The sequence below is a fragment of the Chelatococcus sp. KU-N122 genome, assembly GCF_055391085.1.
The window spans coordinates 3,227,682-3,251,006 of sequence record NZ_AP043981.1 but is presented as its reverse complement, the minus strand read 5'-3'; the positions used below and the strand labels follow the sequence as shown (position 1 = coordinate 3,251,006).

Genomic DNA, 23,325 nt, shown 5'->3' with positions numbered 1-23,325 from the left:
TTTGACTTTAACCGCCAACGTTGCTATCGGCACCTGGGAGGACGGATGAAGATCGAGCTGCTCGATACGGTTCGGCTCTCGAACCAAAGCATCCGGATCATGGTGTCGATGCTGCGCGAAGCAGGGATCGATCCGGCCCCCGTGTTCACGCAGGCCGGTGTGGATCCGTCGGTCGCGGAGGCGCTCGAGGCCGAGGTCAGCGGCGCGGACGAATTGCGCTTCCAGCTGGCGTTCGTCGGCGCGACGCGCCACATCCCCGGCCTGTGGATGCGGACCGGCCTTCGCTACCGCATCATGTCCTATGGTCCGTTGGGCCTCGCGGTGCTCGCTGCGGCCAACGTCGCCGAGGGGCTGCGGGTATTTGACGGCTTCCAGGCACTGACGTTCTCGCTGATGCGCTATCAGGTCGAGTACGAGGACGGGCTGCCCGTTGCCCTCCTGGCTCACGATGACGAGGCTCCGGCGGAGTTGCGCGAGTTCCTGCACGAGCGCTCCCTCGGCTCGGCGACGACGTTCCTCAATGACATGCGCCAGCAGCCCCTCCCGCTGGTGCGGATCGAGTCCGTCCTGTCCCACCCGCGCGATTGGCAGCAATGCGAACGCCTGCTGGGCGTGCCCGTGATGTTCGGTGCCGAGAGGACACGGTGGGTCTTTGCGCCGAACGCCGGATCGGCGCCCCTGCCGATGGCGAGCCCGCTGCTGGAGGAGACCTACCAGTCCCTGTGCAGCAGGCTGATCGGCGCGTCCGGCGCCGGCGACGCGTTCCTCGGCAGGCTCTATCAGGTGATGGTGCGGTCCGGGCGAGGCTTTCCCTCAGCTGCCGCCGCAGCCGGGCTGCTGTCGATGTCCGAGCGAACCCTGCACCGACGGCTGGCGGATCGTCGGTTGAGCTTCGGCGCGGTGCTCGCCAAGGTCCAAAATCAGCGCGCGACCGAGCTCCTGGAGAAATCCACGCTGTCCATCGAACAGATCGCCGATATGCTCGGCTTCGCCGAGACCGCGAGCTTCTCCCGCGCCTTCAAGCGTTGGACCGGCTGTTCGCCTCTGAAATATCGAAGAAGGGGAGCGAGCGCGTCGTAGCCAGGGCGCAGCGCTCCGGTTCACGATCGGTCGCCGCCCCGCATCTGTTCCGCTACGGCGGCGAGGCCCGCGTCGGCGGCGGCCAGCGCCTCCTCGATCTCCGCCTCGCCGTGGGCGGCGCAGAGGAACATGTTGTGACGCGGGTTGAAGTAGACGCCCTTGGCCAGCGCCGTCCGGCAGAAGAGCTCGCCCTTGCGCACCTCGGGATCATCGTCGAACAGCACCATCGGCATCTGGACCGGGCCGGTCTGACGCACACCGACCCCGTGGCGCCGGGCGAGCCCGTCGATGCCGTCGCGCAGCTTCTGACCCATGGCGGCCATGTGCTCGATCACCCCGTCCCGGCGCAGCACCGTCAGCGTCGCGACCGCAGCCACCATCGGCACGGCGCCGCACCAGAACGAGCCGGTGACGAACACCTGCGCCGCGGCGGCCCGGAGCCAGTCCCGGCCGGTGACCGCGGCAATCGGGTAGCCGTTGGCGAGCGCCTTGCTCCAGGCAGCGAGATCGGGCCGGACGCCAAGGTGCTCCCAGCTGCCGGCGAGGTTCAGGCGGAAGCCGGCGCGCACCTCGTCGATGATCAGCGCCGCGCCCTTCGCGTCGCAGACGGCGCGGGCGGCCTCGGCGAAGGCGCGCGTGGGCAGCTCCTGGTCCCGCGACAGGTCGTGCCGGAAGGCGGAGACGATGACGCCGGCGAGGTCGTCGCCCGCCTCATCGGCCGCTTCGCGCAGGCTGTCGGGATCGTTGAAGTCGTAGAGCAGGATATGCGCCCGGTCCTCGGCGGTGACACCGAGGACGGACGGCGAGCACCACGGCACCGCCCCGTGATAGGCGCCACGCGCCGCGAGCAGCTTGCGCCGCCCGGTGGCGGCGCGCGCGACGGTGACGCAGGTCGTGGTCGCATCCGTGCCGTTCTTCTGGAACTGCGTCCAGTCGGCATGCGCCACCGTGTCAACCACGAGCTCCGCCAGCGTCACCATCGCCTCGGCCGGCCCGTTCATGCAGTCGCCGAGGCGGGCCTGGCGCTCCACCGCCGCCTCCACCTCGGCGTGATGGTGGCCCAGCAGGTTCGGCCCCCAGCTGCACATGAAGTCGAGATAGGAGCGGCCGTCGACGTCCCACAGCCGGCAACCCTCGGCCCGGGCGAAGAACTGCGGATAGCCCTCCGGCAATTTGTTGGCGTGCAGATGCCCCCACATGCCGCCCGGCACGACGCGGCTGGCGCGCTCCCGCAGCATCGCATCGAACGAATTCGCAAGCCCGGCCATCGCGCCCCACTTCGAATATATCATATAACCGTATGAATATATCATATAATGTGGCGGGGTTGGCAAGCGATGAAGTTGCGCCCGCAGGCCGCCGCGGCGGCTCTTCCGAAACCAGGCGCATGTGCGCCGGGACGATCAGCTGGCCGGCAAGCCACCGCCCCGGACAGAACAGGAGGAGGCCGGGCTCGGCCGTGCCGGGAAGCGGCGGTCCCGCCTCGTGTCTCATCTGATCGGGATGCTTCCGGCAGGGAGCTTCGGCAGCGCCCGAAAGCAATGGGCGAACAGTTCGGCCTGCGTCGTGATCCCGAGCTTCGCATAGGCGCGCTTGCGGAAGGTGACGATGCTCGCCGGCTTCAGGCGCAGATCGAGCGCGATGCCTTCAGTCTGCATGCCCATCAGGATGCGAACCAGCACCGCCCGCTCCCGGGGCGTCAGACGCTCGTCGAGGAGGCAGACGATCCGGTGGACGAGATCGCCGACGTCGCCGGAGGCGAGCGCCGTCTCTATTCGTTTGCGGCCGGCATGCATGCGCACCAGACTTGCAAACAAACGGGCCAGCTCGGTCAGCCGAAGTTGCTCCTCTTGACTGTAACGGCCCGACCGCAGCGTTCGGTACAGGTTCACATAGAACGCGGAATCGCCGGTGCGCCACAGGTAGGAGACCTTATCGATGATCCTGACGGTCGTGTAGAAGCGCTGCTGATAGGCCTTCGTGCGCAGCCGGGAAGGATCGTGCCGACGAACGATGATCCGCCGGCTCCGGCTGTTGCGCGTGACATCGGGAAAGTTCGGATCGAACACGTGGTGGTGCGCCACGTATTCGCGCGTCAGGGAGCGCGCCTGCGAGAGGTCGGTCCGGCTCGCGACGCTCAGGGTGCGCAGGCCCTCGTTCGCTTCGTAGGTGAGCACGGTCAGATGGTCGACGAGCGCGACGGCGTTCACGGCGGCCAGCAGGCAGTCGTCGAAGCGCCGGGTTCCAATCGCGCCGACGGCCTCGGCGAAAGCGTCCAGCGCGTCTGACGTGGCCATGGCGCGAGCGCTCCCCATGGGCGTCGGCTGTCCCCTTTCAGGGGGATATATCGGGCGGCGGAAGCAAGTCAATTTGATGCGCACAGAAGGCGCTCGGCGCTCCGCTTCTCGTCTGGCCCAGGAGGAAACCGTTGGAGGATCTCGCCCAGTTCATCGGGGCCGGCCCCGCGCGCCGTATCGGCACCGCACGCGCTTCGGCGGCCGGCGAGCCTGCCGGCCCCGCGGTCAGGAGGCCGGCGGAAACGCCTCCGGCCGATGACTGCCGCGCGGCCGCGACGGGCAGCGCTTCGGACCGTCGCGAGGCCCAGGGCGCCCGTCTCGGATCGGACATCCCATGCCGACGGTAGAGCTCGTCTCGATCGACGTCCGCCCCGGAGCGGCCATGGAGAGCCAATCCGGCCTCGCCATGCTGCGACCACGCATTTGGGGCGCCTTCTCGCGGCCGGCCGGCGCGAAGGTTGCTGCGATCGTCATTCACCCGACCAGCAACTTCATGGGCCATTACCTGATCGGCCCGCTCGCCGAGCGCGGCGTCGCGACGCTCGGTCTCAACACCCGCTATCTCGGCAACGACGCGGTCCTGATCCTGGAGCGGGCGATCCAGGATCTGGGCGCCGGCGTGCAGTGGCTCCGTCGGCAGGGCTTCGAGCGCGTTCTCCTCGTCGGCAACTCGGGCGGCGGGGCGCTGGTGAGCTTCTATCAGGCCCAGGCCGAGAATCTCACGATCCAGGACACGCCGGCGGGCGACCCGATGGATCTCGTGCCCGAGGATCTGCCCCCGGCCGACGCGATCTCGCTCAACGCGGCCCACCTCGGCCGCGCGCGCCTCATGGACACCTGGATCGATCCGGCGGTGATCGACGAGCACGATCCGCTGAGCTCGGATCCGGCCTTCGACATGTTTTCCCCCGACCACGGCCCTCCCTACACGGCCACCTTCATGGCGCGCTACCGTGCGGCACAGAAGGCGCGCAATGCGCGCATCGAGGCGTGGGCCCGGCGCAAGCTGCGCCAGCTCAGGGCCAGGTCCGACGGGCCGCAGGACATGGCCTTCATCGTTCATCGCACGCTGGCCGATCCGCGCTGCCTCGATCCGGCGCTGGACCCGAACGACCGCGTGCCCGGCACGACCGTATGGGGCCCGCCGCGGGCGCAGAACGACGCCGCCAACAGCATGGGTCGATACACGACCTTGACCGGCTACCTGAGCCAATGGTCGCACTCGAGCCGCGGCGACGGCCCGGCCAACCTCGCGCGGACCTCGGTGCCGACGCTCCTGCTCGAGCACACGGCCGATGCCTCCGTGTTCCCGTCCGACAACGAGGCGTGGGCGCTCGCAGCGGCGGGCCGCGTCGAGCGGCACGCCCTACGCGGCGGCAATCACTATCTGGCCGGCCAGCCGGAGCTCGTCCGCGAGGCCGCCGACAGGATCGCAGCCTTTGCCGCGCGCCTCTGATCCGCCTCGCTGGTCAGGGTGAGGCGGAGCCGGACGTGCACAGGCCCCCGTCGCCGCGGTTGCCGACGGCGGCGAAGCGGACATCGACCTTCCCATCGAACATGCGCCGGAGGAAACCCCCATGAGCTTCAAAGTCCAGAAACTCAACCATTTCGCCTATCGCTGCCGGGACGCGGAGGAAACGAGGGCATTCTACGAGGACGTTCTCGGTATGCCGCTGGCCCACATCGTCCGGTCCGACCATGTGCCGAGCACCGGCGAATACAATCCTTACTGCCATCTGTTCTTCCGCATGGGCGACGGTTCCTATGTCGCGTTCTTCGATCTCGGCGATGACGTGAAGCCACAGCCCTCGCCCAACACGCCGGCCTGGGTGAACCATCTCGCGCTCGAAGTATCGTCCCTGGATGAGCTCCTCGCTGCCAAGACGCGGCTGGAGAGCGCGGGCATCCCGGTGCTCGGGGTCACCGATCACCACATCATCAACTCGATCTATTTTTTCGATCCGAACGATCTGCGCGTCGAGCTGACCTGCTGGTCGGTGGACGAGGAGTTCATGGCCGAGGAAAGCAAATCGGCCCACGAACGCCTCGCCGAATGGACCCGCGACAAGCGACGCCGGCTGGCCGCCGGCGCCGCCACGCAGCCCGGCGACGGCACCTTGCACCGGCCGTAGCGCGGTCGGCTCAAGATCGTCGGACGAACGCATTCCGTACAACACAATATAGAGGGGAGGAATACGTGAGGAGCCTTGGTATTTGTCTGTGCGGCGTGCTGATGCACCTGATGCCGCTGCCGGCGCTGGCCCAGATTTCGGACGACGTGGTCCGCATCGGCATACTGAACGATCAGTCCGGCCAGTTCGCCGAAATGGCGGGTCAGGGCTCCGTGGTCGCCGCGCGCATGGCGGTCGCCGATTTCGGCGGCAAGGTCAAGGGCAAGCCGATCGAAATCGTCGCCGCCGATCATCAGAACAAGCCTGACGTCGGGGCTGCGATTGCACGCCAATGGTTCGATACGAAAGGGGTCGACGCGATCGCCGACATACCGGGCTCGGCCATCGCCCTGGCCGTCCAGGAGATCGCCCGCAGCAAGAACCGCACGCTGTTGCTGTCGGGCGCGGCCTCGTCGGACCTCACCGGCAAGGCATGCTCGCCGCTCAGCAGCCAGTGGTCCGACGACAGCTATGCCATGTCGGTCGGCATTGCCAATGCCATCCTGCGCGCCGGTGGTGACAGCTGGTTCTTCATCACCGCGGACTATGCCTTCGGCCGCTCGCTGGAGAAGGACGCAAGCGACGTCATCCTGAAGAACGGCGGCAAGGTCCTGGGCAGCGTCCGCCACCCGTTCGCCGCGCTCGACTTCTCCTCCTTTCTGCTGCAGGCGCAGAGCTCGAAGGCGAAGGTCGTGGCGCTGGCCAACACCGCCGGCGACACCATGAACGCCCTCAAGCAGGCGAGCGAATTCGGGCTGGCGCAGGGCGGCCAGCGCGTCGTCGCCATGGTTCTGTTCGTCACCGATGTTCACAACATCGGCCTCGCGTTGGCGCAAGGCACCTACCTGATGACGTCGTTCTATTGGGACCAGAACGATGCGGCGCGCAGCTTCGGACAGCGCTTTCTCGCGGCGCACGGCACGATGCCGACCAAGGAACACGCGGCGACCTACGCGTCGATCCTGCACTACCTCAAGGCGATCGACAGCGCCGGCACCGACGAAGCCGGCGCCGTCAACAAGCGCATGCGAGAGCTTCCCGTCGATTATTTCGGGCACCCGGGAACCATCCAGCCCAACGGACGCGCGGTTTACGATGTCACGCTCTATCGGGTGAAGGCGCCCGGCGAGTCCAAATATCCCTGGGACTACTTCGAGCCGGTACAGGTCATGCCGCGGGATCTCGTCTATCGCAGTTCCGCCGAGGCCGGCTGCCGAACGGATTGAGGCGCGGGCTGGCGCGGATGCCCGCGCCAGCCCCTCAGCGCACGACGGCTTCCGCCCGCTCGTCCCAGAGGCTCTGGAGCCCCGCGGCGAACTCCTCCGGCGCGAACCGCGTATCGCGCCTGACCTGCTCGGCGCGCTCGTCCGCCAGCACGTGGTCCTGCCCGGTCCGGATGCCCTCAAGGGTGCGCTCGGCGACCTGGCGCGGCGACGTCTTCGGCCGGTCGATGGAGGCGGCCATGTCGGTGTCGATGAAGCCGGCATAGACCCCCACCACCTGCGTGCCCTGCGCCTTGAGCTCCATCCTGACCGCATCGGTCACCGCAAGCGCGGCGTGCTTGGAGGCGCAGTAGGTGGCGTTCAGCGGCGAGGTGAACCAGCTGACGACGGAGAGCATGTTGGCGATGGCGCCGCCGCCGTTGCGGGCCAGGATCGGCGCGAAGGCCCGCACCATGGCGAGCACGCCGTAGACGTTGACCTCCATCTCCTGCCGCATGGCCTGCTCGGAGCGCCTGGCCAGCATCGGGCTCGCCAGCATGATGCCCGCGTTGTTGATCAGGATCGTCGTGTCGCCGCAGATCTCGGCCGCCGCCGCGACCGATTGCGGGCTCGTCACGTCGAGGCTGATCGGGGTGAGGCGAGGGTCGATGATGGCGGCCGGGTCGCGGGCGCCGGCGTAGACTTTCGCCGCCCCGGCTGCGACGAGCGCGTCCGCATAGGCCTTGCCGAGGCCCCGGTTGGCGCCGGTGACCAGCGCGATGCTGCCTTCGATCTTCATGTCGGCCTCCTCGTTCCGGATCGGGCTGCAAGCCGATCTCGCTCAGCCTATTGAGCCCCGGGCGGCTGCGAAAGCCGACAAAGCGGGGATTGGCAGCGGCCTTTCCGCGTATAAGGGTCTGCCGCGCTGGAGCGCTGCGGTGAGGAGCCTCGTGCCTTGATCTCGGCCGAACATCTCAAGGCGATTGCCCCCTGGGCCCGGGAGCTGGAGGCGGCCGAGCTCGAGCGGGCCGCCCGCGGCACGACCGTCCGCGTCTTCGACAAGGGCAGCTATATCGTGCACTCCGGCGACCGGCTCGACGCCTGGATCGGCGTTATCGCCGGGCTGGTGAAGATGAGCGCCGTCTCCGGCAGCGGCAAGGCGGTGAGCTTCACCGGTATCCCGGCGGGCGGCTGGCTGGGCGAAGGCACCTTGCTCAAGAACGAGGCGCGCCAGTACGATCTCGTCGCCATGCGCGACAGCCGGGTCGCCTTCATGGCGGGCACCAGCTTCCGCTGGCTCGCCGACAACAGCTTCGCCTTCAACCGCTTCCTCGTGCGCCAGCTCAACGAGCGCCTCGGCCAGTTCATCGCGCTGGTCGCCTCCGAACGCATGCTCGACGCCACGGCTCGGCTCGCGCGCTGCATCTCGTGGCTGTTCAACCCGGTGCTCTATCCCAACGACAGCGCCCATCTGGAGGTCAGCCAGGAGGAGCTCGGGCTGTTGTCGGGGCTGTCGCGCCAGGCCGCCAACAAGGCGCTGCAGGAGCTGGAGGACCGCAGGCTGCTGCGCATCGAGCGGCAGGGCATCAAGGTGCTCGATCTCGCCGGCCTCGCGCGGATGGGCGAGTAGCGCCTGGGCGAGGAGCGCCCGCGGCGCAAACAAGCCGGCACACTAGTCATAAAGTCATAAGCTTGTCTGTCAATGCCGGCCTTGCGCCGGCCCCTTGTCGCTCTACAAACTGAAACCATCAAGATCCGGCACCTGAGCCGGACGCCCGGTGGGGATGCATGGGAGGACGATGTGACGGCCGAGCCGCCGCCCGGAGACACCTTCGCCAAGCTGCTGCAGCATCATGCGGCCGTCCGCGGTGGGCGGCCGGCGTTCCGCCACAAGGATCGCGGCATCTGGCAGACGTGGACGTGGGCTGAAACCAACGACGCGGTGCGCGCCTACGCCGTCGGGCTGGCGCGGCTGGGCCTCAAGCGCGGCGACCGCATCGCCGTGGTCGGCAGCAACCGGCCGCGGCTCTATTGGGCCTTCCTCGCCGCCCAGTCGCTCGGCGCCGTGCCGGTGCCCGTCTACAGCGATGCCGTCGCCGACGAACTCGCCCACGTGCTCGCCCACGCCGAGGTGCGCTTCGCCGTCGCCCAGGACCAGGAGCAGGTCGACAAGATCCTGGCCGTGCAGGAGCGGCTGCCGCAGCTGGAGCAGCTCCTCTACGACGAGCCGCGCGGCCTGCGTGACTACGACCACAGCCGTCTTCATGCCATCGACGACGTCATCGCCGCCGGGCGGCGCGCGCTGGCCGAGGAGGCCGGGACCGCGGCCTGGCTCGACCGGGAAATCGCCGCCGGATCGGGCAGCGATACCTCCGTCATCCTCTACACCTCGGGCACCACCGGCCGTTCCAAGGGCGTCGTGCTGGCGGCCGGCCGCTGCATCGCCGCCGCCGTCGACACGGTGGCCTTCGACCGGCTGAGCGATCGGGACGAGACGCTGGCCTACCTGCCGCTCGCCTGGGCCGGCGACCACTACCTCAATTTCGCGCAGGCGCTGGTCGCCGGCTTCTGCCTCGCCTGCCCGGAATCGCCGGAGACCGTCGAGCAGGACCTCAAGGAGATCGGCCCCACCTTCTACTTCGCGCCGCCGCGCGTGTTCGAGAACCTGCTGACCCGGGTCATGATCCGCATGGAGGACGCGGGCGCACTCAAGCGGCGCATGTTCCACTACTTCATCGGCGTGGCGAAGCGTTACGGCGAGGCGATCCTCGACGGCCGGCCGGTGCCGGCCGGCGCGCGCCTGCTCTACGGCGCCGGCGCCGTCCTGGTCTACGCCCCGCTCAAGAACATGCTGGGCTTCTCGCGCGTGCGCGCCGCCTATACCGCCGGCGAGGCGGTGGGACCGGACCTGTTCTCGTTCTACCGCTCGCTCGGCCTCAACCTGAAGCAGCTCTACGGCCAGACCGAGGCCTTCCTCTATGTCACGGCGCAGGCGGACGGGCAGGTTCGGGCCGACACCGTCGGACCGCCGGTGCCGAACGTGACCATCCGCATCGCCGACAACGGCGAAGTGCTGTTCAAGTCCCCGGGCATGTTCGTCTCCTATTTCAAGGACGAGGAGAAGACGGCGGAGACGATGACGGCCGACGGCTTCATCCGGACCGGCGACGCCGGCGTCTTCGAGCCGGACGGCCAGCTCAAGATCATCGACCGGGCCAAGGACGTGGGCCGGCTCGCCGGCGGCGGCCTGTTCGCTCCCAAGTATCTTGAGAACAAGCTCAAGTTCTTTCCCAACATCAAGGAGGCCGTGACCTTCGGCGATGGCTGCGATTTCGTCGGCTGCTTCATCAATATCGACCTCACCGCCGTGGGCAACTGGGCCGAGCGCAACAACATCGTCTACGGCTCCTACCAGGAGCTCGCCGGCCACCCGCTGGTCTACGACATGATCGGCGAGCACATCGCCGAGGCCAACCGGGCGCTGGCCCGGGAGCCGACGATGGCGGCCGCGCAGATCCGGCGCTTCCTCATCCTGCACAAGGAGCTCGATGCCGACGACGGCGAGCTGACGCGCACCCAGAAGGTGCGCCGCAACGTCGTCGCCGAGCGCTACCAGCCGCTGATCACGGCCCTGTTCGCCGGCGCCACCGCGGCCGACATCTCGACCGAGGTCACCTTCGAGGACGGGCGCAAGGGCGTGCTCTCGGCGCATCTCGCCATCCGCGACGCAGTGGCCACACCTGCCGCCGCGCCGGTGCTGGAGGCCGCCGCATGAACGGGCCCGGTCCGACCGATACCGCCGTGCGCGCGGCAGGCACCATGACCATGGCGCCGGCCCCGGGCCGCTCCACCGGCGAGGTGCTGCTCGCGGTGGAGAACGTCTCGCTGCGCTTCGGCGGCGTCAAGGCGATCAGCGACGTGTCCTTCGACATCCGCAAGGGCGAGGTGCGCGCCATCATCGGCCCCAACGGCGCCGGCAAGACGTCGATGCTCAACGTCATCAACGGCTTCTATCATCCGCAGGACGGCCGCATCACCTTCAAGGGTGAGACCCGCAGCAAGATGCGCCCCTCCGTGGCGGCGGCCCAGGGCATCGCCCGCACCTTCCAGAATGTGGCGCTGTTCAAGGGCATGAGCACGCTCGACAACATCATGACCGGGCGGGCGCTGAAGATGCGGCGCGGCTTCTTCTGGCAGCTGTGGCGCCACGGCCCGGCCATGGCCGAAGAGGTGGAGCATCGCAAGTTCGTCGAGGAGATCATCGACTTCCTCGAGATCGAGGCGATCCGCAAGGTGCCGGTGGGCAAGCTGCCCTACGGCCTCCAGAAGCGTGTCGAGCTCGGCCGGGCACTCGCGATGGAGCCGGAGCTCCTGCTGCTCGACGAGCCCATGGCCGGCATGAACCTGGAGGAGAAGGAGGACATGTGCCGCTTCATCCTCGACGTGAACAACCAGTTCGGCACCACGGTGGCGCTGATCGAGCACGACATGGGCGTCGTCATGGACCTGTCCGACCGCGTGGTGGTGCTGGAGTACGGCCGCAAGATCGCCGACGGCACGCCGGACGAGGTGAAGCGCGACCAGAAGGTGATCGACGCCTACCTCGGCGTGGCGCATTGAGGGCCGGGCGATGAACATCCTCTACGGCATCTTCGTCGACCCCTTCGTGCAGATGGCCGGGGCGCCGGACCTGCTGGTGCAGGCGCTGTGGGACGGGCTGGTCTCAGGCGTGCTCTACGCGCTCATCGCACTCGGCTTCGTGCTGATCTTCAAGGCCTCGGGCGTGTTCAACTTCGCCCAGGGCATCATGGTGGTGTTCGCGGCGCTGACGCTCGTCGGGCTGCACGAGAAGGGGGTGCCGGCATTCCTGGCGCTGGCGCTCACCATCGCCGTCATGTTCGTGCTCGCCGTCGGCGTCGAGCGGGTGGTGCTGAGGCCGCTGGTCAACCAGCCCGACATCATCCTGTTCATCGCCACCTTCGGCCTCACCTACTTCCTCATCGGCCTGGGCGAGCTGATCTTCGGCGGCAATCCCAAGGCGATGATCACCGATCAGCTGTTCCTGCCGCGCGGCGTCGTCGACGTGCCGATGCTCGGGGGCATGGTGTCATTGCAGAAGATCGACATCGCCGCCGCCGTCATCGCCTCGCTGATGGTGGCGGGGCTCGCCGTCTTCTTCCAGAACACGCGCATCGGCCGGGCGCTCAGGGCAGTGGCCGACAGCCACAAGGCGGCGCTCTCCGTGGGCATCTCGCTGAACCAGATCTGGGTCATCGTCTGGTTCGCCGCGGGCCTCGTGGCGCTCGCCGCCGGCATCATGTGGGGGGCGCGCTCGGAAGTGTCGTTCGCGCTGGAGATCATCGCGCTGAAGGCGCTGCCGGTGCTGGTGCTGGGCGGGCTCACGTCGGTGCCCGGCGCCATCGTCGGCGGGCTCATCATCGGTATCGGCGAGAAGCTCGGCGAGTTCTACTGGGGCCCACTGGTCGGCGGCGGCATCGAGAGCTGGCTCGCCTATTTCATCGCGCTCGCCGTGCTGCTGATCCGGCCCCAGGGGCTGTTCGGCGAAAAGATCATCGAACGAATCTGAGGCTGCCCGCACCATGCTCTACCGCGAGACCGGCCAGTTCAAGACGACCTACGCCGCCGACATGGCGGTGTTCCCGATCCGCCAGGACCGGATCGGGCTGGCCATCATCCTCACAGCGGCGCTGGCGCTGCCGCTCGTTGCCGGCGAGTTCCTGCTGAGCGCGGTGATGATCCCACTGCTCATCTTTGCGCTCGCCACCATCGGCCTCAACCTGCTCACCGGCTACACCGGGCTGCTGTCGCTGGGCACGGCGGGCTTCATGGGCGTCGGCGCCTATGCCTGCTACAAGCTGACGACCTATTTCCCCGGCGTGAACGTCGTCGTCTGGATTCTCGTCTCCGGCTTCTTCTCGGCCGGGGTCGGCGCCCTCTTCGGGCTGCCGTCGCTGCGCATCAAGGGCTTCTACCTGGCGGTGGCGACGCTCGCCGCGCAGTTCTTCCTGCAATGGTGCTTCACCCGCATCCCCTGGCTCTACAACAACAACGTCTCGGGTGCGATCGAAGTGCCGGGGCGGACGTTGTTCGGCCAGTTCGTGACCGGGCCTAACGCCTCGGCGGAGATGCGCTACCTCGTCGTGCTCGCCGTGGTGGCGCTGCTCACCTGGATCGCCTCGAACCTGGTGCACGGCCGCATCGGCCGCAACTGGATGGCGGTGCGCGATATGGACATCGCCGCCGAGCTGATCGGCATCCGGCTGCTGCCCACCAAGCTCCTCGCCTTCGCCGTGTCGTCCTACTACTGCGGCGTCGCCGGCGCGCTGATGGTGTTCCTCTGGTACGGCTCGGCCGAGCCCGACGTGTTCTCCATCAACCAGTCGTTCCTGATCCTGTTCATGGTGATCATCGGCGGGCTGGGCAGCCTCATCGGCTCGTTCTTCGGCGCGGCGCTGATCTACGGCCTGCCCATCGTGCTCAAATCGGTGCCGCCGCTGTTCGGCCTCAACCTGGCTGCCGCCACCGTCGAGCACGTGACGTTCATGATCGTCGGCGCCCTGATCATCGCCTTCCTGATCGCCGAGCCGCACGGGCTCGCCAGGCTCTGGCAGACGGGCAAGCAGAAGCTGAGGACGTGGCCCTTCCCCTATTGAGAGGGCTCAGCAGAAGGTCGGGGATCACCCGGCGGCACGGATCGCCGAAGATTGGACCAACGGTGATCGGCACCAGACCGATCGAGCGAACGAAAGGGCCGCAAGGCCCGCTGAACGGAGGAAGACCATGGGACGCACACGATACCGGTATCTTGCCGCAGCCTTGGCCGGCTGCATCGCCGCGGCCGGTGCGGCGGCGCCGGCCGCGGCCGAGGACAGCAACTTCGTGCCGCTGTTCACCTACCGCACCGGCCCGTTCTCCGGCTCCGGCATCCCGATCGCCAACGGCATGCGCGACTATCTGGAGATGCTGAACCAGCGCGACGGCGGCATCGGCGGCGCCAAGATCGCCTTCGAGGAGTGCGAGACGGGCTACGACACCAAGAAGGGCCTGGAGTGCTACGAGGCGGTGAAGGGCAAGAACCCGGTGATGGTCAACCCGTGGTCGACCGGGATCACGCTGCCGCTGATCCCCAAGGCCAAGGTCGATCAGATCCCGGTGCTGTCCATGGCCTACGGCCTCTCGGCCTCGGCGCTCGGCGATACTTTCCCCTGGGTCTTCAACCCGCCCAACACCTATTGGGACGGCCTGTCGATGATCATCCGCTACATCGGCGAGCAGGAGGGCGGCCTCGACAAGCTCAAGGGCAAGAAGCTCGGCTACATCTACCTGGACGCGGGCTTCGGCAAGGAGCCGATCCCGATGTTCGAGCAGTTCGCCAAGGACCTGGGCTTCGAGCTGAAGCTCTATCCGGTGGCGGCGACCGACATGCAGAACCAGTCGTCGCAATGGCTCGGCGTGCGCCGCGACAAGCCCGATTACATGGTGCTCTACGGCTGGGGGGCGCTCAACCCGACAGCGATCAAGGAAGCGGTGCGCATCAACTACCCGATGTCGAAGCTCATCTCGATCTGGTGGCCGAGCGAGGATGACCCGAAGTCGGCCGGCGAGGGCTCCAAGGGGTTCAAGGAGTTGAACTGGCACGGCGTAGGCACCGACTTCCCGGTCATCAAGGACATCCAGAAGCTCGTCGTCGACAAGGGCTTGAGCCAGGCGCCCAAGGACAAGGTCGGCGAGGTGCTCTACAACCGCGGCGTCTACAACTCCATGCTGATCGCCGAGGCGATCCGCAACGCCCAGAAGCTCACCGGCAAGAAGGCGGTCTCGGGCGAGGACGTGCGGCGCGGGCTGGAGACCATCGATCTGACGCCCGCGCGGCTGAAGGAGCTCGGCATGGAGGGCTTCACCGATCCGCTCAAGCTCACCTGCAGCGACCACAACGGCCACGGCGCCACCTTCATGCAGGAATGGAACGGCGAGAAGTATGTAAAAGTCTCCGGCCCGCTGAAGCCCATGACCGACAAGGTGGAGCCGTTGCTGGAGTCCGCCGCCAAGGACTACGCCGAGAAGAACACCGGCTGGCCCAAGCGCACCGAGGTCTGCGACAAGGCCTCGTAAGCGACTGCGGGAGGCGGCCGGACCCCTTGCGGCCGCTTCCCTCCCAAACGCGTCATGGTCGGGCTTGACCCGACCATTCATCACCAACGCAACTTCAGCCCGACAGGGCTGGCCGCCTGTCGTGTTCTCCAAGTGGATGGATGGCCGGGTCAAGCCCGGCCATGACGCGGCAGAGGTCCGACGACGGACGACCATGGACACCGCTCAGGCCCAGGCCACCTCCGATCCCGTCCTCGCCGTCAACAACATCGAGGTCATCTACGACCACGTGGTGCTGGTGCTGAAGGGCGTCTCGCTCACGGTGTCGCAGGGCGGCATCGTCGCTTTGCTCGGCGCCAACGGCGCCGGCAAGACCACGACGCTGAAAGCCATCTCCAACCTGCTCCACGCCGAGCGCGGCGAGGTGACCAAGGGCTCGATCCTCTTCGACGGCGAGCGGATCGACCGCTCCAGCCCCAACGACCTGGTGCGCCGCGGCTGCATCCAGGTGATGGAAGGCCGGCACTGCTTCGGCCATCTGACGATCGAGGAGAACCTGCTCACCGGCGCCTTCACCCGCCGCGACGGCCGCGCCGCCGTCCGCGCAGACATGGAGAAGGTCTACGCCTATTTCCCGCGGCTGCGCGAGCGGCGCCGATCCATGGCCGGCTACACGTCCGGCGGCGAGCAGCAGATGTGCGCCATCGGCCGCGCGCTGATGTCGCGGCCCAAGATGATCCTGCTCGACGAGCCCTCCATGGGCCTGGCGCCGCAGATCGTCGAAGAAATCTTCGAGATCGTGAAGGATCTCAACGCCAAGGAAGGCGTGTCGTTCCTGCTCGCCGAGCAGAACACCAACATGGCGCTGAAATACGCGACGTACGGCTATATCCTGGAGACCGGACGGGTGGTGATGGACGGTGACGCCGCCATGCTGCGCACCAACGAGGACGTGAAGGAGTTCTACCTCGGGGTCACCGAGGGCGAGCGCAAGTCCTTCCGCGAGGTGAAGAGCTACAAACGCCGCAAGCGCTGGCTGACGTGAGGGCGTCGCACATTTATCTTGAAGTACGGACGGCGCTGCCGCCTCGACGTCATGGCCGGGCTTGACCCGGCCATCCATCCACTCAGGACGCGCCATTCGCGCAAGCCCTGCCGGGCTGACGTTCGTCACGTCGATGGATGGCCGGGTCAAGCCCGGCCATGACGCGAAGAGGCTCGATGGTCTAGCGAGGTACCCCGTGAAAGAGCGAGCGCTCAGCTTGTCGCACGGGGCGGTGAGACGGAGGAGCACGTGAGCGAATTCTTCGACGAACGGGAAACGCGCGATCCACAGGCGCGGGAGGCCGACCTTTTCGCCCGCCTGCCGGCTGCTCTGGCGCGTGCCCTCACCTTCCCGGGCTGGGCCGAGCACCTGGGCGCCATCGATCCCAAAGCGATCACCAGCCGCCAGGCGCTCGCGGCGCTGCCTGTCGTGCGCAAGTCGGAGCTGCCGGCGCTGCATGCGGCCGCCCCGCCCTTCGGCGGCTTCGGCCCGAGCGACCTCACGCACTTCGGCCGCCTGTTCACCTCGCCGGGCCCGATCTTCGAAGGCGAAGGCACCGGCCGTGACCCGTGGCGCTCCGCCCGCGCGCTGTTCGCCGCCGGCTTCCGCAAGAGCGACATCGTCCTCAACACCTTCGCCTACCACCTCACCCCGGGCGGCTTCATGATGGACCATGCGGCGCGCGCCGTCGGCTGCGCCGTCATCCCCGCTGGGCCCGGCAACACCGAGCAGCAGTTCGAGGTGATTCGCGCCTTCCGCCCGACCGCCTATGCCGGCACCCCCGACTTCCTGAAGATCCTGCTCGACCAAGCGGACGCGGCGGGCCGCGACGTCGCGTCGATCACCAAGGCGTCGGTGGGCGGGGCGGCGTTCCCCCGCTCGCTGCAGGAGGCCTTCGCCGCGCGCGGCATCGAGGGCTACCAGTCCTACGGCACCGCCGACGTGGGCACGATCGCCTACGAGACGCCGGCGCGCGAGGGCATGGTGATCAACGAGGACATCATCGTCGAGATCGTGCGGCCCGGCACCGGCGACCCGGTGGACGAGGGCGAGATCGGCGAGGTGGTGGTCACCACCCTCGATCCCGAGCACCCGGTGATCCGCATCGCGCTGGGCGACCTCTCCGCCATCCTGCCGGGGATGAGCCCCTGCGGCCGCACCGGCCACCGGATCAAGGGCTGGCTCGGCCGCGCCGACCAGACCGCCAAGGTCAAGGGCATGTTCGTGCGGCCGGACCAGATCGCCGAGATCGGCAAGCGCCACCCGGAGCTGCGCCGGCTGCGCCTGGTCGTGCGCCGTGCCAACGAGCTCGACGTGATGGAGCTCAAGGCCGAAACCACCATGAGCCACGACGACGGCTTCGTGAAGGCCGTGCTGCAGACGCTGCAAGCGGTGACCAAGCTCAAGGGCACGGTCGAGCTCGTGCCGCTCGGCTCGCTGCCCAACGACGGCAAGGTCATCGCCGACGAGCGCACGTATACCTGAGCAGCCGATTGCGCCGCTCTCACCTGCACCAGGGCGGCAGCCTGAAGCTGTCGGCGTTGTAGGGAGCCGGCGCGATGAGGGCCAGGTCGCGATCCATGGCCTGCACCTGGTAGAACAGGTGGGGCAGGCCGAGCGACGGATCGTGAACCTGGTCGGGATAGGGAATCGCGGCCTGCCATTCCGGGTGATAGCTCACGGCGCCGGCCACGCTGCGGTAGACAGTCTCTCGCAAGGCCTCGGCGATGCGCCGGTTCTTCGCGAAGGCGCCGGGACCGCCCGTTCCCCCCGCAATGGAAGCCGCGATCGCGTAGTGGCGCACCGCGTTGTAGCACTGGCAACCGATCTGCGGCGTCGATCCTGGGCCGAAGCGGGCCTTATAGCGATGGGCGAAGCGGGCGCCCGCGGCATCGCGCAACAGGCCGGTCACCGCGCTGACGATGACGCCGACGGCGGCCTCGCCCGCGAGCTCGACGAAGTGACGATGCATCGCGCCGTATTGCAGGTAGACGATGCTGTTGGAGGGCGTCTCCATGAACTGGCGCTGGAAGTGGGCGAGGTCCACTGCGTAGAAGTGGGTGTTGGCGATCACGGCCGGCTGGCTTGCGGTTGCTCTGGCGATCACCTCGCGCCAGTCGGTGCGCGGGGTCGACACGATTTCGGGACCGAACGTGACGTCCCATCCAAACTGGGCCGCAGCGCCGGCCATCGCGTTGGCGATGACGATGCTGTAGGGCGTCGAGCCCGAGATGACGGCCACGGTGTTGGTGGGAGGCACCCATCGACCCGTGTTCCTGAGCCAGGACAGGAACTTCATGAACCCCTGCCCGTACCAGTATTCTGCTGGATTGGCCATGAAGCAGCCGAAGTATCTGTCGGGGTCGCTGAGCACCGTGTCGTGGTGCTGCAGCAGCGTGTTGTGATGGATATAGATGATTCCGGCATCCGCGATCGGCTCGTACTCGGAGTTCTGCGGGCCTATGTTGTAGCCATTGATGATCGCATGCACGCCGTGCTGATCGATCAGGCGAGCGGCTGCCGCTACGACCTCCTGAGCGCTCTGTCGGCCGGTGTCCATGAACACGGGCTCGATGCGCTTGCCGAGGATGCCGCCGCGGGCGTTGAGATCCTCGCACGCGAACGTCACGCCGTTGCGGAACTCGGCGCCATCGACGGCGGAGGGGCCGGTCAACGGCACGAGGCTGCCCAGCGGAATCAGATCCGGTGGTTGGCGATGGGTCATCGTATGGGGGCCTCCGCGGAGAGCGCCTGCGAGCCAGGTTCGAACAGCAGACTGTGCATCATCACGCGGAGCCGTGGCGGGCTGACGGGCTTGATGAGAAGGGAGAATCCCTCCGCCGCAATGCGGTCAGTCACCGCTGGATCGACGTCGGCCGTCACCACGATCGCCGGGACGTCGCGTGTCAATGCGGCACGCACGGCGCGGATCGCCTCCGTGCCGAACTGGCCCCGCAGGCTATAGTCCGCAATGATCAGTCGCGGCGGCACGCCGCCGGCCTCGACCAGCCCGCAGGCCTCGGCCTCCGACGATGCCGCACTGACCTTCACCCCCCAGCGCGTCAGCAGTTCCTCCGTCGCCCGGCGCAGCACGTCATCGTCCTCGATGAGGAGAATCGGGATCCCGGCGAACTCGCCCCCGATCATCTCGCTGATCTCGGGCTCGCCCAGATCGCTTTGCCAGACGTCGCCGCACGGCAGCTCCAGCTCGAACACCGAACCGCGGCCCGGCACGGAGCGGACCGAGACCGGATGGTGCAGCAGCGCGGCAAGCCGTTTGACGATGTTCAGCCCGAGGCCGAGCCCCTGCCGGCGGGACTGCCGAACATCCGGCGCCTGGTAGAATTCGTCGAAGATGCGGTCGATATGCGCCGCCTCGATGCCGCGGCCGCTGTCCCACACCTGGATCGCGAGCCGGTCGCCGCGACGGCGGCAGCCGACGAGCACGCCGCCGACGCCGGTGTAGCGGATCGCGTTGGCGAGCAGATTGGAGAGGATCCGCTCGAGCAGGGCCTTGTCGGACACCACGGCGTCGCGGCAAGGGGCGAAGCGCAGGCTGAGCCCCTTCTCCGAGGCCTGGTGCCCGAACTGCACCTTCAGCCGCTCGAACAGCTGTGCCAGCTGGAAGGTGGTCACGCGCGCGGCCACCTGGCCCGCGTCGAGCTGGCCGATCTGGAGGAGAGCGCCGAGCAGGTCCTCCATGATGGAGACGGAGAGATCCATCGCATGGAGCAGGTCCTTGCGGTCGTCCGCCGAGGTTTCGTTCATGCAGCTGAAGATGAGGATGCGCAGCGTCGCCAGGGGCTGGCGCAGGTCGTGGTTGGCAGCGCGCAGGAAGCGCGACTTGGCTTCGCCGGAGTCAGCCGCCTCCTGCGCCGCCTGTCGCAAGACGAACTCGACGCGCTTCATGACGGACACGTCGTGCACGGTCGTCGTCATGCCCCCCGCGCCGGAGGGCTTCTGGATCACCTCGAGAGTCCGCCCGTCCGCCATGGCGAGCTCGAAGTGCTGCTCGCGGCCGAAACGCGCCTCCTGCATGGCCATCCACGCCTGCGGATCCTGAGGCAGAACGAGCTCGTTCGAGCCCGCGACGAGCGCGAGAAACCGGCGAAACGTGAGCTCCTCCCGCGCCTGCCCGCCCAACGGAAAGCTGTTGAGGAATGCGCGGGTGACGAAAGCGAGCGCGCCGTCCGCGTTCCAGACGGCAATGCCTGCGGTCGTCTCGTCCAAGGCGTCGGCGGAAAGGCTCACGCGAGTCTCCTCGGCTCGCTCACGCCCCGCCCGGCTGCGGCCGGGCGTTGGCGAAATTGATGGCGAAGTGAATGGCCGCCGATCGGTCGGGCAGCCCCAGCTTGCGCATCAAGTTGGCCAGATGGACGCGCGCCGTGTGGTCGCTCAAGCCGAGCTCCTTGGCAATGCGCTGAACGGAGAAACCGCGCCCCAGAAAACTGAGAACTTCGCGCTCCCGCTCCGTGAGCGATTTCAGGCTCTCGTCATCCACCCCGGCCGCGACCGGTGGAGCGGGCGCGAAGGGGTCGCTCGCCGTCCGCTCGATCAGCCGCCGGGGCAGATACACCTCGCCGGCCAGGACACGGCTGAACGCGACCTCGATCTCAGATCCGCTCGCGGATTTCGGAATATAGCCGATCACCCCGAGATCCAGCGCACGCAGGACGTGCTGACGATCCTCGTGGACCGAAACGACAACCACAGGCACATGCGGGAAGGCGGCGCGCAGCCGCTCGAGCCCTTCGAACTCGTTGAACCCCGGCATCACGAGATCGGCAAGCACCAGGTCCATGGTCCGCTCGGCACGCAGGATGCCGAGGCACTCCTCGAAATCGGACGCTTCGTAGGTCGTAATGGCTTCCGCCATCCTGGCGATCACTTCCTTGAGCGACTTGCGCATCAGCCAGTGATCGTCGGCGATCAATATCTTCATTCCGCAATCTCAATCCGTTCCGTCAACCCCGGGCCGTGCGCCCCTGTCTTCCGCTCGCCCGACTCTAGCCGTCAATCGGACGAAACGTCTAGTGAGGCGGGCAACCGAGATCCACAAGCAATCGGCACGGGCGTTGACCGAATCTGATGCAGGCATGTCCAAACAAGAAGCTTGACGACACGTCCAACGTATCGAAGATTAGTCTAATCATCTCGGCCATAAATGTCCGATGAGATATTGACGTTTTGTCCGATCAACATCAAATGGCGAGGGGGAGAACGATGACAGCCACGCGACGCGGCATTCTCAAAGCATCGGTGGCGCTCGCCACTCTCGGAGCCTCCGCGACCCCCTGGAGGAGCGGCGCACGGGCGGCCGGAGGACCGATCAAGATCGGCATCATCGATGATGCGTCCGGCGACTTCGCGGCGGCCGTGATCCCGAAGACGCAGGGCGCGCGGCTCGCTGCCGACCAGATCAACGCCGCAGGCGGCGTGCTCGGGCGGAAGCTCGAGCTCGTCGTCTACGACGGCCAGTCGGACGTGCGCCGCCATCAGGAGTTCGCCCAGCGCGCCATCCTCGAGGACGAGGTCAACTGCCTCATGGCGGGCTATACGAGCTCAGAGCGCGAGGCCGCCAGGGCCCTAGCGGTCAAGAACAAGACGATTTTCTGGCACAACAATCAGGGCGAAGGCGGCATCGCCGACAAGTACAGCTTCTTCACGGGCCCGATCCCCGAGCAGCAGATCCTGCCCGGCACCGAATACATGGTGAAGACCTACGGCAAGAAGATCTATGTGCTCGCGGCGGACTACGGCTTCGGCCAGGTCAGCGCCCAGTGGGTGAAGGCGAGTGCCGGCATGAACGGCGCAGACATCGTCGGCATGGAGTTCATTCCGCTCGGCAACTCCGAGTTCTCCTCCTCCATCGCCAACATCCAGAAGGCCAAGCCCGACTTCCTGTTCCTGCTGCTGGTCGGCTCGAACCAGTCCCAGTTCTTTCCGCAGGCCCGCGCCGCCGGACTGAACGTGCCGGCGGTCTCGTCCGTGAACCTCCAGCAAGGCTACGAGCACAAGCTGTTCGCTCCTCCGACGCTGGAGAACCTCTATGTCCCCGCGCCTTTCCTGGAGGAGCTCTCGGAGGTCTCGCCCAGCGCCAAGACGTTCGTCAGCGCGATCCGGGCGAAGTACCCGGACATGAAGTACGTCAACGAGTGCGCCCGCTGCGCCTATATCGCCGTCAACCTGATGGCGCTGGCCTGGGCGAAGGCGGGAACCACCGACACCGAACCCGTGCTGAAGGCCCTTCAGTCCGGCCTGACCTTCGAGGCGCCGGAAGGCAAGGTCACCCTCGACCCGGCGACCCACCACCTCGCCATGGCTATCCGGATGGCGCAGGTGCAGGCTGATCACGGCATCAAGTTCGTGGCCGACCTCGGAACTGTCGAGCCATGGTGGCTCAAGAGCCTCGGTGTCGACTTGTCAAAGAAGTCCGAGTCAAGACAGTACCTGCCTAGCGACGATCCAAAGTTCAAGGAATACCTGAAGTAGACAGGCCTTAGAATCGGCGAGGATCGGACCGTTGGCCGTCACCCAGTTTCTCTATCAGTACGCCGACGCCTTCGCCCTGCTGGCCCTGTCGGCGGCCGGGCTGGCGATCATCTTTGGCATGATGGGCGTCATCAACATGGCGCATGGCGAACTGATGATGGCAGGCGCCTTTGGCGCCGCCTATTCCTATCACGCCGGGCTGCCCACCCTGGCTGCGATCGTCGCGGGCGGCATGGCCGCGACCCTGCTCGGCCTCGTTCTGGAGCGGCTGGTCATCCGTTTCCTCTACGGCCGGCTGCTCTACTCGCTCGTCGCGACCTGGGGCCTGAGCCTCATGCTCAGCCAGGGCGCGCTGGTCGTCCTCGGCCCGTCGGCACCGGGCATTCCCGCGCCGTTCGGCGCCGTGACGGTGGGGGACGCCTCGTTCTCGATCTATCGCATCGTTCTGTTCCTTGTCGCCGTATCGGTCATCGTCGCGCTTTGGGCGCTGTTACGCTTCACGCCGTTCGGTCTGCATGCGCGCGCCACCATGGCCGATGCCGAGGTGGCGCAGGCGATGGGCGTGGATACGCGCGGCATGTACATGCTCACCTTCGCGCTGGGCTCGTTCCTGGCGGGCATAGCGGGTGCGCTATTCTCGCTGATGGCGCCCGTGCAGCCGAGTTTCGGTGCCAGCTACACGCCGGTCGCCTTCATCGTCGTGGTCGTCGCCGGCAGTCGCAACGTGGTCGTCGGGCTCACGCTGTCGGTGCTGCTGCTCGCCTTCGTCAAGACCACCTTCACCATGAACTTCAATATTCTGACCGGCTACGTCGGAATGCTGATCGCCGCCTTGCTGGTGATCCGGGCCGCGCCGAACGGGATCGTGGAAGCGATCGGCTGGGCGCAGCGACGGTTCGCGTCGGCGCCAGTGCGGGCCCGCTGAC

20 protein-coding genes are annotated in these 23,325 nt (G+C 67.3%); 14 read left to right on the top strand and 6 right to left on the bottom strand.

What is annotated here, in order from left to right:
- Window positions 1–45 precede the first annotated feature (45 nt).
- On the top strand, window positions 46–1,080 hold the full coding sequence (locus ACZ5PO_RS14570; protein WP_464194615.1) for an AraC family transcriptional regulator: 1,035 nt from the start codon (window positions 46–48) through the stop codon (window positions 1,078–1,080).
- Window positions 1,081–1,100: 20 nt separating this feature from the next.
- On the opposite strand, the gene ACZ5PO_RS14565 is transcribed toward ACZ5PO_RS14570, so the two are convergent.
- Window positions 1,101–2,348, bottom strand: coding sequence for an aminotransferase class III-fold pyridoxal phosphate-dependent enzyme (locus tag ACZ5PO_RS14565; protein WP_464194613.1), 1,248 nt, complete (start codon window positions 2,346–2,348; stop codon window positions 1,101–1,103).
- Window positions 2,349–2,570: 222 nt separating this feature from the next.
- Entirely contained in the window at window positions 2,571–3,377 is an 807-nt protein-coding gene (locus ACZ5PO_RS14560) for a helix-turn-helix transcriptional regulator (protein WP_464194611.1), read from the bottom strand.
- Between the two features lie 334 nt (window positions 3,378–3,711).
- Between ACZ5PO_RS14560 and ACZ5PO_RS14555 the strand changes: the two genes are divergently transcribed.
- From ACZ5PO_RS14555 to ACZ5PO_RS14545, 3 genes are all read left to right on the top strand, one after another.
- The gene (locus tag ACZ5PO_RS14555; RefSeq protein WP_464194609.1) at window positions 3,712–4,833 is read left to right on the top strand and encodes an alpha/beta hydrolase family protein; all 1,122 of its coding nucleotides are present in this window, start codon (window positions 3,712–3,714) and stop codon (window positions 4,831–4,833) included.
- Between the two features lie 121 nt (window positions 4,834–4,954).
- Window positions 4,955–5,509 carry a VOC family protein gene (locus ACZ5PO_RS14550; RefSeq protein ID WP_464194607.1) on the top strand — a complete coding sequence of 185 codons (555 nt, stop codon included), beginning with the start codon at window positions 4,955–4,957 and terminating at the stop codon, window positions 5,507–5,509.
- Window positions 5,510–5,574: 65 nt separating this feature from the next.
- Window positions 5,575–6,774 (top strand): ABC transporter substrate-binding protein, encoded by a 1,200-nt coding sequence (locus ACZ5PO_RS14545; RefSeq protein ID WP_464194605.1) that lies wholly within the window; start codon window positions 5,575–5,577, stop codon window positions 6,772–6,774.
- Window positions 6,775–6,808: 34 nt separating this feature from the next.
- Here the strand turns inward: ACZ5PO_RS14545 and ACZ5PO_RS14540 are convergent, their stop codons facing one another.
- A complete protein-coding gene (locus ACZ5PO_RS14540; protein ID WP_464194603.1) occupies window positions 6,809–7,549 on the bottom strand; it encodes an SDR family oxidoreductase in 741 nt (246 codons plus the stop codon).
- Window positions 7,550–7,705: 156 nt separating this feature from the next.
- On the opposite strand from ACZ5PO_RS14540, the gene ACZ5PO_RS14535 reads away from it, so the two are divergent.
- The 8 genes from ACZ5PO_RS14535 to ACZ5PO_RS14500 all read left to right on the top strand — a co-directional run bounded on the left by ACZ5PO_RS14535 (window position 7,706) and on the right by ACZ5PO_RS14500 (window position 17,392).
- The gene (locus ACZ5PO_RS14535; protein WP_464194601.1) at window positions 7,706–8,380 is read left to right on the top strand and encodes a Crp/Fnr family transcriptional regulator; all 675 of its coding nucleotides are present in this window, start codon (window positions 7,706–7,708) and stop codon (window positions 8,378–8,380) included.
- A 171-nt stretch (window positions 8,381–8,551) separates the two neighbouring features.
- Complete coding sequence (locus tag ACZ5PO_RS14530) at window positions 8,552–10,525, top strand: AMP-dependent synthetase/ligase (protein WP_464194599.1); 1,974 nt, start codon at window positions 8,552–8,554, stop codon at window positions 10,523–10,525.
- A 44-nt stretch (window positions 10,526–10,569) separates the two neighbouring features.
- Window positions 10,570–11,370 (top strand): ABC transporter ATP-binding protein, encoded by an 801-nt coding sequence (locus ACZ5PO_RS14525; protein WP_464196836.1) that lies wholly within the window; start codon window positions 10,570–10,572, stop codon window positions 11,368–11,370.
- A 10-nt stretch (window positions 11,371–11,380) separates the two neighbouring features.
- On the top strand, window positions 11,381–12,337 hold the full coding sequence (locus tag ACZ5PO_RS14520) for a branched-chain amino acid ABC transporter permease (protein ID WP_464194597.1): 957 nt from the start codon (window positions 11,381–11,383) through the stop codon (window positions 12,335–12,337).
- Between the two features lie 13 nt (window positions 12,338–12,350).
- On the top strand, window positions 12,351–13,424 hold the full coding sequence (locus ACZ5PO_RS14515; protein WP_464194595.1) for a branched-chain amino acid ABC transporter permease: 1,074 nt from the start codon (window positions 12,351–12,353) through the stop codon (window positions 13,422–13,424).
- Window positions 13,425–13,551: 127 nt separating this feature from the next.
- Window positions 13,552–14,883, top strand: coding sequence for an ABC transporter substrate-binding protein (locus ACZ5PO_RS14510; protein WP_464194593.1), 1,332 nt, complete (start codon window positions 13,552–13,554; stop codon window positions 14,881–14,883).
- A 193-nt stretch (window positions 14,884–15,076) separates the two neighbouring features.
- Window positions 15,077–15,907, top strand: coding sequence for an ABC transporter ATP-binding protein (locus ACZ5PO_RS14505; RefSeq protein ID WP_464194591.1), 831 nt, complete (start codon window positions 15,077–15,079; stop codon window positions 15,905–15,907).
- A gap of 249 nt (window positions 15,908–16,156) precedes the next feature.
- Window positions 16,157–17,392 carry a phenylacetate--CoA ligase family protein gene (locus ACZ5PO_RS14500; protein ID WP_464194589.1) on the top strand — a complete coding sequence of 412 codons (1,236 nt, stop codon included), beginning with the start codon at window positions 16,157–16,159 and terminating at the stop codon, window positions 17,390–17,392.
- A gap of 19 nt (window positions 17,393–17,411) precedes the next feature.
- Here ACZ5PO_RS14500 and ACZ5PO_RS14495 read toward each other — a convergent pair whose 3' ends face one another.
- From ACZ5PO_RS14495 to ACZ5PO_RS14485, 3 genes are read right to left on the bottom strand one after another with little or no spacing between them, the layout of a single operon-like run.
- Window positions 17,412–18,632 (bottom strand): ABC transporter substrate-binding protein, encoded by a 1,221-nt coding sequence (locus tag ACZ5PO_RS14495; RefSeq protein WP_464194587.1) that lies wholly within the window; start codon window positions 18,630–18,632, stop codon window positions 17,412–17,414.
- Complete coding sequence (locus tag ACZ5PO_RS14490; protein ID WP_464194585.1) at window positions 18,629–20,158, bottom strand: hybrid sensor histidine kinase/response regulator; 1,530 nt, start codon at window positions 20,156–20,158, stop codon at window positions 18,629–18,631. Before ACZ5PO_RS14490 ends, ACZ5PO_RS14495 begins: the two co-directional genes overlap by 4 nt.
- 19 nt (window positions 20,159–20,177) lie before the next feature.
- Complete coding sequence (locus ACZ5PO_RS14485) at window positions 20,178–20,849, bottom strand: response regulator (RefSeq protein ID WP_464194583.1); 672 nt, start codon at window positions 20,847–20,849, stop codon at window positions 20,178–20,180.
- A 281-nt stretch (window positions 20,850–21,130) separates the two neighbouring features.
- Between ACZ5PO_RS14485 and ACZ5PO_RS14480 the strand changes: the two genes are divergently transcribed.
- Together ACZ5PO_RS14480 and ACZ5PO_RS14475 are read left to right on the top strand one after the other, a co-directional pair.
- The gene (locus tag ACZ5PO_RS14480) at window positions 21,131–22,399 is read left to right on the top strand and encodes an ABC transporter substrate-binding protein (RefSeq protein WP_464194581.1); all 1,269 of its coding nucleotides are present in this window, start codon (window positions 21,131–21,133) and stop codon (window positions 22,397–22,399) included.
- A 31-nt stretch (window positions 22,400–22,430) separates the two neighbouring features.
- Complete coding sequence (locus ACZ5PO_RS14475; protein ID WP_464194579.1) at window positions 22,431–23,324, top strand: ABC transporter permease subunit; 894 nt, start codon at window positions 22,431–22,433, stop codon at window positions 23,322–23,324.
- Window position 23,325 lies beyond the last annotated feature (1 nt).

What these genes read in the sequence shown, in the direction of transcription:
- ACZ5PO_RS14570 (WP_464194615.1), top strand. Translation starts at nt 46, where the DNA reads ATGAAGATCGAGCTGCTCGATACGGTTCGGCTCTCGAACCAAAGCATC.
- ACZ5PO_RS14565 (WP_464194613.1), bottom strand. Translation starts at nt 2,348, where the DNA reads ATGGCCGGGCTTGCGAATTCGTTCGATGCGATGCTGCGGGAGCGCGCC.
- ACZ5PO_RS14560 (WP_464194611.1), bottom strand. Translation starts at nt 3,377, where the DNA reads ATGGCCACGTCAGACGCGCTGGACGCTTTCGCCGAGGCCGTCGGCGCG.
- ACZ5PO_RS14555 (WP_464194609.1), top strand. Translation starts at nt 3,712, where the DNA reads ATGCCGACGGTAGAGCTCGTCTCGATCGACGTCCGCCCCGGAGCGGCC.
- ACZ5PO_RS14550 (WP_464194607.1), top strand. Translation starts at nt 4,955, where the DNA reads ATGAGCTTCAAAGTCCAGAAACTCAACCATTTCGCCTATCGCTGCCGG.
- ACZ5PO_RS14540 (WP_464194603.1), bottom strand. Translation starts at nt 7,549, where the DNA reads ATGAAGATCGAAGGCAGCATCGCGCTGGTCACCGGCGCCAACCGGGGC.
- ACZ5PO_RS14525 (WP_464196836.1), top strand. Translation starts at nt 10,570, where the DNA reads ATGACCATGGCGCCGGCCCCGGGCCGCTCCACCGGCGAGGTGCTGCTC.
- ACZ5PO_RS14520 (WP_464194597.1), top strand. Translation starts at nt 11,381, where the DNA reads ATGAACATCCTCTACGGCATCTTCGTCGACCCCTTCGTGCAGATGGCC.
- ACZ5PO_RS14515 (WP_464194595.1), top strand. Translation starts at nt 12,351, where the DNA reads ATGCTCTACCGCGAGACCGGCCAGTTCAAGACGACCTACGCCGCCGAC.
- ACZ5PO_RS14510 (WP_464194593.1), top strand. Translation starts at nt 13,552, where the DNA reads ATGGGACGCACACGATACCGGTATCTTGCCGCAGCCTTGGCCGGCTGC.
- ACZ5PO_RS14505 (WP_464194591.1), top strand. Translation starts at nt 15,077, where the DNA reads ATGGACACCGCTCAGGCCCAGGCCACCTCCGATCCCGTCCTCGCCGTC.
- ACZ5PO_RS14495 (WP_464194587.1), bottom strand. Translation starts at nt 18,632, where the DNA reads ATGACCCATCGCCAACCACCGGATCTGATTCCGCTGGGCAGCCTCGTG.
- ACZ5PO_RS14485 (WP_464194583.1), bottom strand. Translation starts at nt 20,849, where the DNA reads ATGAAGATATTGATCGCCGACGATCACTGGCTGATGCGCAAGTCGCTC.
- ACZ5PO_RS14480 (WP_464194581.1), top strand. Translation starts at nt 21,131, where the DNA reads ATGACAGCCACGCGACGCGGCATTCTCAAAGCATCGGTGGCGCTCGCC.